This is a genomic window from Pseudomonas fluorescens, assembly GCF_000968015.1.
GTDB lineage: Bacteria > Pseudomonadota > Gammaproteobacteria > Pseudomonadales > Pseudomonadaceae > Aquipseudomonas > Aquipseudomonas fluorescens_W.
Window position 1 is genome coordinate 61,634 of sequence record NZ_LACH01000046.1, and the last position, 11,850, is coordinate 73,483.

Here is an 11,850-nt window from a genome sequence, read left to right on the forward strand (position 1 = left end):
TTGAAACTCGGGTATATGCCCTCATTGCATGAATCACGCTTATAGATTCGGCAGGTTTTCGTTTGTAAGAAAAAACCTGCGCCCTCAATTGGAGAAGCAGGCTTATGAAACGACTGTCCGATATTAAGTTCTCGACCCTTGATCTGGTGCCCGTGCGGGAGAATGGCAGCGCGGCCCAGTCGCTGCGCAATTCCCTGGACCTGGCTCAGCACGTCGAAAAATTCGGCTACAACCGTTTCTGGGTTGCCGAACACCACAACATGGATGGCATTGCGAGTTCGGCGACTTCGGTTCTGCTTGGCTACCTGGCTGGCGGCACCTCGACCATTCGTGTCGGCTCGGGTGGCGTAATGTTGCCCAACCACGCGCCGCTGGTAATCGCCGAGCAATTCGGCACGCTCGAAAGTCTGTACCCGGGCCGGATCGACCTGGGCCTGGGCCGTGCACCTGGTTCCGATCAAATGACCGCTCGCGCCTTGCGTCGTGAACGCTCCGGCAGCGCCGACGATTTCCCGGAAGATGTTGCCGAACTGATGCGTTACCTCGGTCCGCGGACCCCGGACCAAAGGATCATCGCAATGCCGGGCACCGGCACTAATGTCCCGGTCTGGCTGCTGGGCTCCAGCCTGTTCAGTGCACAACTGGCTGGTGAACGCGGTTTGCCCTACGCGTTCGCCTCACATTTCGCACCGCGCTTCATGCATGAGGCCATTCGCGTCTACCGCAATCACTTCAAGCCTTCAGCAATATTGGATAAACCCTACGTAATGCTCGGTGTGCCCTTGGTGGCTGCTGACACCGACGAGCAGGCCGATTATCTGGCGACCTCGGTCTATCAGCGGATTCTCGCCCTGATGCGTGGCCAGAGCCTGGTGCAACGTCCTCCGGTAAAAACCATGGACGGCCTGTGGCTGCCTCATGAGAAAGAGGCGGTCGGCGATTTCCTTGGTCTGGCGATGGTTGGCAGTCCGCAAAAAATCCGCGCCAAGCTGGAAGTGCTGGTCGAGCAGACCCAGGCGGACGAGCTGATTTTTACCTGCGACCTGTACGAACATGCCGATCGCGTGCACTCCTATGAGCTGCTGGCGCAGGTCATGAAGGGCTGACGCTCAAATAGCGAGCACAAAAAAGCCGACGTCATTGCGTCGGCTTTTTCATTTTCGAGGGAGGTCAGCCCTGCTTGTAGACGATTTGCTTGGAGCCTTTTTCACAGGTGCCGACGACTTTTCCACCGGCAGCAGCGCCTTTATCGACGATTTCCAGCGAATAATTAGAAATGCCTTTGGCATCCAGTTTCGCGGCGATTTCGGCTTTTAGCTCTTCGCACGACTTGCCCTCGGCCAGGGCTGTTCCCGCAAGACTCAACAAACCTACCGCCAAAATAAAATTCCTCATCGGTCGCATTCCCTGGTCGGATCAATAGGGGCACCGGCGATCAGCCGGATGTAATGATGTAGCGCTTTGCCATTCCCTATGGCGCTCGGCCAGCGCGCAGTTTCGAATGCTAGCTCAAATTCAGCTACTGGCAATCCGGAACCCGACTTTGAGTGTCACCTGGAAATGTGCGGCCTTGCCGTCCTTGATGTGCCCGCGGGTTTCGGTCACTTCAAACCATTCCATGTACTTGAGACTTTTACTGGCTTCGGCCAGTGCGTTATTGATGGCGTCTTCAATGCTGCTGGTGGACGAGCCGACGAGTTCGACTTTCTTGTAGGTGTGATGGTCAGTCATGGCGTTCTCCTCAGGGTGTGAAATACAGCCTAGCAGTGATTTTTCGTATTACTTCTGTCGGCCAATCCGAAGTGGAAGTTCAGATTTACTGCACTTTCTCGAACCCCTGAAGTCCCAACCAACACACGCAACTCAATCAATGCAGGAGAGCCACCATGGCCAACACCTCTTTACGTAAAGCCTCATTGCAAAGCATGGAAGCCGAGATCGAGAGTCTGCTGAAGTCTTTGGAAAACCTGAAGGACGACGCCTCGGACGAGTCGCGTAAAACCCTTAAAGCCTTGAAAAGCAACGCCGAGAACGCGCTGAAGCATTCGCGTCATCTGCTCAGCGATGCGTACGAAGAAGTCAAAGTCAAAACCCGTGAAACCGGGATTGCCACGCGGGATTACGCCCAGGAACACCCTTGGACGACAGCGGGTGTCGCCGTCGGTGCATTGGGTCTGCTCGCGGCTTATCTGCTGTTCAAACGCGGTGACTAATCCGTCTGGCGCAGCTCGTTTTTGAGCCACTGCGCCAGTTGCCGAGCGCGCCCGTCCGCGGCGCGCTTGGGTAGCCACAACGCCAGTTGCGCCGGGGTTTCGCTGAAGCCCCATGGCGCAACCAGGCGACCGGCCTTCAAGTCCTCGGCCACCAGCGGCTCGGGCGCAATCGCCACCCCCAGGCCGGCCACCGCGGCCTCCAGCAAATAATACAAATGCTCGAAACCCTGACCGTACTTCAACGCTTTGGTGTCGAGGTCGCTTTGCTGTGCCCAGCTTGGCCAGGCCTGTGGGCGTGAGGTGGTATGCAGCAATGGCTCGCTCAGCAGCGCTGCGGGCGGGGCGTTTTGCAGTCGTTCGTAGCCTGCGAATCGCGGGCTCATGACCGGGCCGATCCGTTCGCTCGCCAACTCATAGACTTGCATGTCTGCTGGCCACGGTGGCTCGGCAAACACCAGCAAGGCGTCCAGTCCCGGGCGACGTGGATCGAGATCACCCTCGCCAGCCGACAGGTGCAGGCGCAGGTCCGGCAGGTCGGTATTCAACCGTCCCAACCTGGGAATAAACCAGCGTGCCAACAAGCTGCCCGAGCAACCCAGCACAAACGGTGCATCGGCGGTGCTTTGGGTCAGCTCTGCACACACCGTCCGTAAACGCTCGAACGCCTCGCCGCTGACATCGCGTAAACGAATGCCTGCATCTGTGAGTTTAAGGCCGCGTCCATCCTTGATGAACAGGCTCACGCCCAAGTGTTCTTCAAGCACCTTGAGTTGCCGGCTGACCGCACCATGGGTGACGTGCAGCTGCTCGGCCGCCTTACTGACGCTGTTCAGGCGGGCAGTCACTTCAAAGGCCCGAAGAGCGTTCAGCGGGGGAAGGTCATGGCTCATGAGATGTGTGAGTTTTCCTGACAGGTTGTAGCGATCTTATCGGTTTTCAGCTGAAGGCGTCAGGGGTAGAGTTAATCGCATTGTCATCCCACGCATTCAACCGGAGCGACCCATGACCCAGACTAATCTGCGCAACGGCCCCGACGCCAACGGCCTGTTTGGCGCGTTCGGCGGCCGTTACGTCGCCGAAACCCTGATGCCGTTGATCCTCGATCTGGCCCGTGAATACGAACTGGCCAAGGAAGATCCGGCGTTCAAAGAGGAATTGGCCTACTTCCAGCGCGACTACGTCGGTCGTCCAAGCCCACTGTACTTTGCCGAACGTCTGACAGAGTTCTGTGGCGGCGCGAAGATTTACCTCAAGCGCGAAGAGCTGAACCACACCGGCGCGCACAAAATCAACAACTGCATCGGCCAGATCCTGCTGGCGCGGCGCATGGGCAAGAAACGCATCATCGCCGAGACCGGCGCTGGCATGCACGGCGTGGCGACCGCCACCGTGGCTGCGCGTTTTGGCCTCGATTGCGTGATCTACATGGGCACCACTGACATCGAACGTCAGCAGGCCAACGTATTCCGCATGAAGCTGCTGGGCGCCGAAGTGATCCCGGTCGTGGCCGGTACCGGCACCCTGAAAGATGCGATGAACGAAGCCCTGCGTGACTGGGTGACCAACGTCGATAGCACCTTCTACCTGATCGGCACTGTTGCCGGTCCGCACCCTTATCCTGCGATGGTTCGTGACTTCCAGGCCGTTATCGGCAAAGAAACCCGTACTCAACTGCAAGACCAGGAAGGTCGTCTGCCGGACAGCCTGGTGGCGTGCATCGGTGGCGGCTCCAACGCCATGGGCCTGTTTCACCCGTTCCTTGATGACAAAAGCGTCGAGATCATCGGCGTTGAAGCGGCCGGTTACGGTATCGAAACCGGCAAGCACGCGGCCAGCCTGAACGGCGGCGTACCGGGCGTACTGCACGGCAACCGTACCTTCCTGCTGCAGGACGACGATGGCCAGATCATCGACGCTCACTCGATCTCTGCCGGCCTCGATTATCCAGGCATCGGCCCGGAACACGCCTGGTTGCATGACATCGGCCGCGTCCAGTACACCTCGGTAACCGACGACGAAGCCCTCGACGCGTTCCACAAATGCTGCCGCCTGGAAGGGATTATTCCTGCACTGGAAAGCGCCCATGCCCTGGCCGAAGTGTTCAAACGCGCACCGACCCTGCCGAAAGATCACCTGATGGTGGTCAACCTGTCCGGACGTGGCGACAAAGATATGCAGACCGTAATGCACCACATGGAACAATCCCAGCAGGAGAAACACTGATGAGCCGCCTGCAAACGCGTTTTGCCGAACTCAAGGAACAGAATCGTGCCGCCCTGGTGACCTTCGTGACCGCTGGCGACCCGAGCTATGACACCTCGCTGGCGATCCTCAAAGGCTTGCCAGGCGCTGGTGCTGACGTGATTGAGCTGGGCATGCCCTTCACCGATCCAATGGCCGATGGCCCGGCAATCCAGTTGGCCAACATCCGCGCCCTCGGTGCCAAGCAGAACCTGGCGAAAACCCTGCAAATGGTTCGCGAGTTCCGTGAAGGCAATACCGAGACGCCGCTGGTGCTGATGGGTTACTTCAACCCGATCCACATGTATGGCGTGCCGCGTTTCATTGCCGACGCGAAAGAGGCCGGCGTTGATGGTCTGATCGTGGTCGACTTGCCACCCGAGCATAATGGCGAACTGTGCGACCCGGCCCAGGCTGCCGGTCTGGACTTCATCCGCCTGACCACCCCGACGACCGATGATGTACGTTTGCCGACCGTTCTGAACGGCAGCTCCGGCTTCGTCTATTACGTGTCTGTTGCCGGTGTGACCGGTGCAGGCGCGGCGACGCTGGAACACGTTGAAGAAGCGGTTGCGCGTCTGCGTCGCCACACCGATTTGCCGATCAGCATCGGTTTCGGTATTCGTACACCAGAGCAAGCGGCGTCCATCGCGCGTCTGGCTGATGGCGTGGTGGTGGGTTCGGCGTTGATCGATCACATCGACAATGCCTCGACGCCGGATCAGGCAGTTGATGGCGTGTTGAGCCTTTGCTCGGCGCTGGCCGAAGGCGTTCGTAAAGCCCGCGTCAGCTGAAGGTAAAGTTCCTGATACAGAGGAATTAGAGCCTCGCGGTACAGACTAAACAGCAAGACCGAGGGCTTCAGGACTACGTTCTGAAGCCCTTTTTGCTGTATGTGCAGTGAGGAAAGACTCGATGAAAATGCCGAAACGTCTGATTGCCAGCTTGGGCGTGCTGATGCTCAGTGCCACCCCGTTGCTGAATGCGAGTGCTGATCAGCGCGCCGATCACGACCGCGGCCCGCAGCAAGGCCATTACGATGATCGCAGTGACAATCATGGCGACGATCACCGTGGCCCGCAGGACAATCATCGCGGCGGCCCTCCGCCACGGGACTTCGGTCCGGTGCGTCAGACTATCCACGATAACCATGGCTATTTCGTACGCGGTGCTCCGCCACCTCCGGGTATTCATCTGGTGCGTGGCCGACCGCTGCCTCACGGCTATTACGGCGAACGCCTGGATAACCGGGCGTTGGGCCAGCTGCCGTATTACCCAGGGTACGAATGGCGCCGTGCGGGTGGCGACATTGTGCTGATCGCCGTGGGAACCGGGATCGTTTATGAAATTCTGGAGGGTGTTTTGTAATGATGGATGGAAGTGCTTCGGCGTAATGCCGAAAAAAGATCGTCCGAACGCGGCCCGAACCTTCGGCAGCTCCTACATAGGATCGAAATCTCATGTAGGAGCTGCCAAAGGCTGCGATCTTTTGATTTTATGGCTTTAAGGCAACTCCAACCCGCCCGATGCTTTATGCAACTTCCTCAGATGCTCGCCAACCTGCTTCAGGTTGGCTTCATTGGCGGCCATTTCGGCCGCACGGCTCGGTTCGAGCAGCGCTCTCACTTCTTTGTCCAGATCGCCTGTCAGGGCCTGAAGCTGCTTCTGCCGCAGGCTGCTTTCCGATTCCAGACGCTGCCACTCACTTGGCTGCGGCAATCCATAACCACCGGTGCCGAGCAGCTCCGCCGGACGGCTGAGGAAGCCGCTGTTGGCAAGAATTTGCTGCAAGGTCGCATTGGCCTTGTCCATGCCGCCGTTCTTCAATTCCCGAGCGCCCAGATAGCGCTGCTTTACTTCGTCCTGGGCCAGCACCAATTGTTGGCGGAAGGCTGCCTGCTCCAATAACAGCAAGGCTGCGCTGGTGCGCAAATCGGCTTGGTCGATCCATTGCCGGCGCTCTTCAGCTTTCAATGCGAGCCAGTCTTCGACCTTGTCCTGCTTGATCGGCAAGTGCTTCTTCAGCACTTCGAACATCGCTTGATAACGATCGCGGAAGGAGTCAAATCGATAGCCCAGCCGCAACGCTTCACGGGGATCGTCCAGCACGCTGGTGTCCGCCAGTCCGCGACCCTTGAGCACTTCCAGCAAACCGTTGGGCATGATGCTGTCCAGCCCGACCAGTTTTGTATTGTTGGTGCTGCTACGCAGTAGCTTCAGGCCCTCTACAGCGCAGTTGTTGGACAGGAAGAAGTAGTTGCCGTCGTAACTCCAGTGCATTTCGGCGGCGTGTTCCACCACGTCTTCGATCTCGTTACGCGACAGGTTCAGCGGCACCGAAGCCAGGCTGCGCAGTTCGGTCTTGGTGTATTCGTCGATCACCTGGGCCAGCGGCAGGACAAACAGGCGCGACGGGTATTTGCCCACCAATCCGTCCCAACTCGACAGCTGCACGTCACCGACGAAGGCGCGGTAGGACAACACCAGATGCTGATCCAGATCCAGGCGACAATCCGGCCCACGGGGGCGGCCGGGGGCGCAGATCACCAACCGCAACATGCTGTGACCCCAGCGGCTGACCCAGTTCTGGTTGGCTTCTGCCAGCAGATAGTCGACGGCGTACACCCGCTCCGGATCAACCTGGCCCAGTGGTGTTTTGGCGAAATCGTTGCCGGCATTGAGGAAGGAGAAGGTTTTGCCGCAGGTGTCTTTAGCGGCGGGTGCCCAGCCGAAATGTTCTTTGTAGTAGCGGTACAACGCAGGACGGCGACAGGCGTAGGCCGGGTCGAGAAGGAAATATTCCATGTTGACCGCGACGAACTCCTTCGGGCTGCTCGTCTCGTAAATGTCGGGGCTGCGGGCAATTTGCCGGTTGTGCTGTTCGCGCTCGCCACGACGGCCGACATACTGCGGCCAGCCAGCAAGGTCGAGCAGGTGCGGGTCGTCGCTGAGCGTAAAGCGTCGGTCGGACTGACCGCGACATTGATCGGGAATGCCAATCAGTCCTGAGCTGCTGTTGCGCCGGGTGCAGCGCTGAATCAGCGTGCGCTCTGCGTCTGGCCACAGGCGCGAGCGGTCATAGATGTGAGTGAGTTCGTGCAACACCGTGGCAAGCATTTCGCGGCGCACGGTGCCATGGGGACGATAAGTCTTTTTGGTCGCGGCGCTGCCGTCAGTGAGGCCGGCAAGCAGGTTGCGGTTCAGATCGAGCTCGGATACCAGCGACGCCTGGCCGTAAGCGTTGCTCGGCATGTCATCGGTCCAGCCGACGTCGATGCGTCGGTCGAGCTGCTCGATGAACCGCGGCGGCAGAGCCTGCATGGCTTCATCGAGCAGCGCCTGGCTGGCCTGCTGCTGAGCGGGGCTGAGGCCTTCGGTTTTAAGCCTTAATTGCAAGTCAGCTTGGGCCGTGTTGCCGAGCAGCAACATGACCCCGGCTAACAGCCAGGCGCCTGGCGACCTCACAGTGCGAGGATGGCTTCGGCGAGAACCTGATCACTGGCGTCGCGGGCTTCCGGTACGCGGGTGCGCAACGTGTTGAAGGCCGCTTCCAGGTGCGCGCCACGAATCTCGCCATCGCTGGCGACGAAGCTGGCCGCATCGTCGTGGGCTTCACGAACGATCTTCGAGTCACGGATGGACGTCGTGGTATCGGAAGTGAAATCAAGTGTGCGCCGGGTGGCATTGATGAGGATGTTACTGGTGGCAACCAGGGTTTGCGCCTGAGTCACATCGGCCAATAACAACAGGCCAAGGGCGGCAACAATCAGGGGGCTACGCATGGAACGACTCCGCAAGAACAAAGATAACTATTGGACGAGAATTGCCTGCGCCAGTTCAAGGTCGCTTGCATGAAGTTTTGGCTGGGTCCGGCGCAGATAAATAAGGGCGGACTCCAGTTGTGCTCCTCGCAATTGGCCGTCACTGGCGATGAACGCCGCAGCGTCATCGTGTGCTGCAAGTAGCAGCTTATGGTCGAAGGGGGCAGAGGTCACCATGCTTGTGGCGTAGCCGGTAGCCACGATGCCTTGTGTAGACAGATTGAAGGCGTCATAGGCATGGACCGAGCCCACCCAGCAGGCAGCCATGAAAAGCGGAGAGATCAACAGGTTTGAAAGAAAACGCATGAGACTCGATAGTTGAAGGCGAGTCGCAAGGCTAGCGCAACGCCCGATCTAGAGCCAGCACCGAAACATTGGGACACGGCGGGCGTGTCCCACGTCAGTGGTGACGCTTAGATAGTCAGTATGGCTTGCGCCAGTTGTGCATCAGTCGCGTTCAGCTGAGGTGCCTGGTGGCGAATATGGTCAAGTGCGCTTTCCAGTTTCACGCCACGAATGGCGCCTTCGCTGGCCACGAAGCTGGCGGCGTCATCACGGGCGGCGCGCACGATTTTGTCATCGCGAAAGGAAGAAGTGACATCGGAGGTCGCATCGGACGTGGCCTTGAGCGCATTGACGACGGCATCCGTGGTCACGATAAAACTGGTGGCGTGGGAATTGGCAGCCACGGCAAGCAGGGCTGCAGCGCTGAGCAGACGAAGACGGGACATGGTGAAACTCCTTTGGGGAAACTGATTGAGAGGTGGCGCAGTGTCTGTTGATTCAGACGCCAATCATGCAGCGTTCGCCACGTTTCATCTGGATATTAGGCCTATGAGTGTCGGTTCGAACAGTCCCGTCTGTTCAAGCAGGGAGCTAGCGCCAGAACGGTTTATCCAATTCGTTGAGACGATCCGCGTGGCTGATGTTCAGGTCTGAGAGTTGCCGGTCATCAAGTTGGCCCAGTAAACGCCGGGTTCGGGCCCTTTCCAGGGTAATGGCAACGCCCCTTAGTAATCTACGAAACCAGAGGAAACGAGGCGTTGATTGAGGCGTGGAAGCGGAAACATTCAGTAAGTGATTCATGGCACGGTCCTTTTTCGGGCAGTTCGGGATCTCATGGTGATCCCGTCCTTTTTCCCGCAACAGACACACTGCACTTAAATTGTACTGGTTCAATTATTGAAATAGTAAAACTGTACCTGTTAGGTGGGATCTTTATTGTATGACCCCCTTGTGAGGGTCCAAAACGACAAAGCCCGTCGTGGTTTCCCACGACGGGCTTTGTTTTTTCAATTTGGAGTGCTGGCGGTGGACCCGGTGGGTCAGAGCCAGCGACGCTAACTTAGCGCCAGAACGGCTTGCTCAGCTCTTCGTAGCGTTGTGCTTCGCTAATCCCTGCGTCAGCCAGCAGACGCGAATCCAGACGAGCCAGTTGATGGCGGCTGGAGATGCGGCGCTGCCACAGCATCAGGTTGGCGAGAACGCGAAGAGGCGTGGAAGCCTGGGTTTTTGCAGCGTTGTCTTCGAAAAACAGCTCGGAACTGAGTGTACGTTCCATGGTTGACATCCTTCCGCTTATGGCGGGATTAGGTAGTGGTTTAACTGATGCCAATGATCCTCTCGTTTGGCCAGTCTCTCTAGATACAGTTCACCTGTATTGTGAGGGACCAGTTAACTGTTAAAGGGTGGTGTACTGGTCTAAATTGAGGCAACTGTACTTGTCTGCACTAATATCGTGCATTTTTGGTCGATTGACTCGGAAAGGTAGGCAATTACGGTAGGAAATGACCGGTACAGCAGTACAGTTTTATTCAGGATTTGGTCTGGCAATAGCAAGCTGACGAAACTGTGTTTGCGTCAGCTGCTACCTGTACCAATTACACCGCGAGCATCCGCCCGGTTTCTTCCAGGTTTATGTGCCAGCTCAGGGCATCACGCAGGATATGCGGCGTATGTCCGCCGAGTGCACACGCGGCTGTGAAGTAGTCATCCAGGGCTTGGCGATAGTCCGGGTGCACGCAGTTGTCGATGATGACTCGAGCGCGTTCTCGCGGCGCCAGGCCACGCAAGTCCGCCAGACCGATCTCGGTGACAAGGATGTCGACGTCATGCTCAGTGTGATCGACGTGGCTGACCATCGGTACCACGCTGGAGATCGCCCCGCCCTTGGCGATCGACTTGGTTACGAAGATCGCCAAATGCGCATTGCGCGCAAAGTCGCCCGAGCCGCCGATGCCGTTCATCATTCGCGTGCCGCAAATGTGGGTGGAGTTGACGTTGCCGTACAAGTCGAACTCAAGTGCCGTGTTGATGCCGATGATGCCGAGCCGGCGCACCACTTCCGGGTGGTTGGAAATTTCTTGCGGACGCAGGACCAGTTTGTCCTTGTAGCGCTCAAGGTTGCCGAAAACATCGGTATTGCGACGACTCGACAAGGTGATCGAACTGCCCGAAGCAAAGCTCAGCTTGCCGGCGTCGATCAGGTCGAAGGTCGAGTCCTGAAGCACTTCGGAGTACATCGTCAGGTCTTCGAACGGCGAGTCGATCAGGCCGCACATCACCGAGTTGGCGATGTTGCCAATCCCGGCTTGCAGCGGGCCGAGCTTGTTGGTCATGCGCCCGGCTGCCACTTCCTGCTTGAAGAAGTCGATCAGGTGGTCGGCAATGGCCTGGGTATCAACGTCCGGCGGCAGCACGGTGGACGGCGAGTCAGACTGATTGGTGATCACGATTGCGACGATCTTTTCCGGCGGAATCGGGATGGCAGTGCTGCCAATGCGATCGTCGACCTTTACCAGCGGGATCGGCGTGCGGGTCGGCCGATAGGTCGGGATATAGATGTCGTGCAGACCTTCGAGATTCGGGTTGTGCGCCAGGTTGATCTCGACGATCACGTGTTTGGCGAAAATCGCGAAGCTGGCCGAGTTACCCACCGAAGTGGTCGGAACGATATGGCCCTGCTCGGTGATCGCCACGGCCTCAATCACCGCGATGTCCGGCAGTTTGAGCTGCTGGTTGCGCAGTTGCTCCACGGTTTCCGAGAGGTGCTGGTCAATGAACATCACTTCGCCGGCATTAATGGCCTTGCGCAGGGTGCTGTCGACCTGGAAGGGCATGCGTCGTGACAATACGCCGGCTTCGGTGAGCTGTTTATCGAGGTCGTTGCCCAGGCTGGCGCCGGTCATCAGGGTGATTTTCAGCGGGGTGATTTTGGCGCGCTCGGCCAATGCGTGGGGGACGGCTTTGGCTTCGCCGGCGCGAGTGAAACCACTCATGCCAACGGTCATGCCGTCCTCAATCAGAGCGGCAGCGTCAGCGGCGCTCATCACCTTATCCAACAACGAAGGCAAGCGAATACGATCACGGTACATGGATTGTTATCTCGGGTAACGGAAGCAAGGTTTGTAGTCTAGTGATTTCAAAAAAAATCCTCCCGCTACCATGGTCGAATGCAGAGTCCCGATTTAGAGCCTTTGGTCGGTTTTTAGCGGGCAATAAAATGTATGGTCACCCCATCTCCTGCAACCTCATGCGCTGTTTTCGGTAAAGCTGGCTTGCGCTAATGTATCTGG

Annotated in this window: 15 protein-coding genes; 5 read left to right on the top strand and 10 right to left on the bottom strand. The window is 58.0% G+C overall.

The genetic code is table 11. From position 1 onward, the window contains the following. The first annotated feature begins 104 nt into the window (after positions 1–104). Positions 105–1,106: an LLM class flavin-dependent oxidoreductase gene (locus VD17_RS20175; protein WP_046055331.1), complete on the top strand. Its 1,002-nt coding sequence runs from the start codon at positions 105–107 to the stop codon at positions 1,104–1,106. A gap of 64 nt (positions 1,107–1,170) precedes the next feature. Here the strand turns inward: VD17_RS20175 and VD17_RS20180 are convergent, their stop codons facing one another. Both VD17_RS20180 and VD17_RS20185 read right to left on the bottom strand, forming a co-directional pair. Beyond that, positions 1,171–1,395 (bottom strand): DUF1161 domain-containing protein, encoded by a 225-nt coding sequence (locus VD17_RS20180; RefSeq protein ID WP_046055332.1) that lies wholly within the window; start codon positions 1,393–1,395, stop codon positions 1,171–1,173. A gap of 120 nt (positions 1,396–1,515) precedes the next feature. Continuing rightward, positions 1,516–1,731, bottom strand: a complete 216-nt coding sequence (locus VD17_RS20185; RefSeq protein WP_008027736.1) for a dodecin — start codon at positions 1,729–1,731, stop codon at positions 1,516–1,518. Positions 1,732–1,886: 155 nt separating this feature from the next. Between VD17_RS20185 and VD17_RS20190 the strand changes: the two genes are divergently transcribed. After that, on the top strand, positions 1,887–2,213 hold the full coding sequence (locus VD17_RS20190; RefSeq protein ID WP_008152522.1) for a DUF883 family protein: 327 nt from the start codon (positions 1,887–1,889) through the stop codon (positions 2,211–2,213). Here the strand turns inward: VD17_RS20190 and VD17_RS20195 are convergent. Then, the gene (locus VD17_RS20195; RefSeq protein ID WP_046055333.1) at positions 2,210–3,103 is read right to left on the bottom strand and encodes a LysR family transcriptional regulator; all 894 of its coding nucleotides are present in this window, start codon (positions 3,101–3,103) and stop codon (positions 2,210–2,212) included. The two genes, VD17_RS20190 and VD17_RS20195, sit on opposite strands and share 4 nt — an antisense overlap. Before the next feature lie 112 nt (positions 3,104–3,215). On the opposite strand from VD17_RS20195, the gene trpB reads away from it, so the two are divergent. From trpB to VD17_RS20210, 3 genes are all read left to right on the top strand, one after another. Beyond that, the gene (gene trpB, locus VD17_RS20200) at positions 3,216–4,436 is read left to right on the top strand and encodes a tryptophan synthase subunit beta (RefSeq protein ID WP_046055334.1); all 1,221 of its coding nucleotides are present in this window, start codon (positions 3,216–3,218) and stop codon (positions 4,434–4,436) included. After that, complete coding sequence (gene trpA / locus VD17_RS20205) at positions 4,436–5,248, top strand: tryptophan synthase subunit alpha (protein ID WP_046055335.1); 813 nt, start codon at positions 4,436–4,438, stop codon at positions 5,246–5,248. The genes trpB and trpA overlap by 1 nt, the downstream gene beginning before the upstream one ends. Positions 5,249–5,369: 121 nt before the next feature. Continuing rightward, the gene (locus VD17_RS20210; RefSeq protein WP_046055336.1) at positions 5,370–5,822 is read left to right on the top strand and encodes an anti-virulence regulator CigR family protein; all 453 of its coding nucleotides are present in this window, start codon (positions 5,370–5,372) and stop codon (positions 5,820–5,822) included. 135 nt (positions 5,823–5,957) lie between these two features. On the opposite strand, the gene VD17_RS20215 is transcribed toward VD17_RS20210, so the two are convergent. The 7 genes from VD17_RS20215 to VD17_RS20240 form a co-directional block, all read right to left on the bottom strand. Continuing rightward, positions 5,958–7,919: a DUF7844 domain-containing protein gene (locus VD17_RS20215; protein WP_046055337.1), complete on the bottom strand. Its 1,962-nt coding sequence runs from the start codon at positions 7,917–7,919 to the stop codon at positions 5,958–5,960. Further along, positions 7,916–8,236: a DUF2388 domain-containing protein gene (locus VD17_RS20220; protein WP_046055338.1), complete on the bottom strand. Its 321-nt coding sequence runs from the start codon at positions 8,234–8,236 to the stop codon at positions 7,916–7,918. Before VD17_RS20220 ends, VD17_RS20215 begins: the two co-directional genes overlap by 4 nt. 27 nt (positions 8,237–8,263) lie before the next feature. Continuing rightward, positions 8,264–8,581, bottom strand: coding sequence for a DUF2388 domain-containing protein (locus VD17_RS20225; RefSeq protein ID WP_046055339.1), 318 nt, complete (start codon positions 8,579–8,581; stop codon positions 8,264–8,266). Between the two features lie 107 nt (positions 8,582–8,688). Next, entirely contained in the window at positions 8,689–9,006 is a 318-nt protein-coding gene (locus tag VD17_RS20230; protein WP_046055340.1) for a DUF2388 domain-containing protein, read from the bottom strand. A 145-nt stretch (positions 9,007–9,151) separates the two neighbouring features. Beyond that, positions 9,152–9,361 (bottom strand): DUF1127 domain-containing protein, encoded by a 210-nt coding sequence (locus VD17_RS31745; RefSeq protein ID WP_080932045.1) that lies wholly within the window; start codon positions 9,359–9,361, stop codon positions 9,152–9,154. A gap of 259 nt (positions 9,362–9,620) precedes the next feature. Continuing rightward, positions 9,621–9,836 (bottom strand): DUF1127 domain-containing protein, encoded by a 216-nt coding sequence (locus tag VD17_RS20235; RefSeq protein WP_046055341.1) that lies wholly within the window; start codon positions 9,834–9,836, stop codon positions 9,621–9,623. A gap of 319 nt (positions 9,837–10,155) precedes the next feature. Then, on the bottom strand, positions 10,156–11,649 hold the full coding sequence (locus tag VD17_RS20240) for an acetyl-CoA hydrolase/transferase family protein (protein ID WP_046055342.1): 1,494 nt from the start codon (positions 11,647–11,649) through the stop codon (positions 10,156–10,158). Positions 11,650–11,850 lie beyond the last annotated feature (201 nt).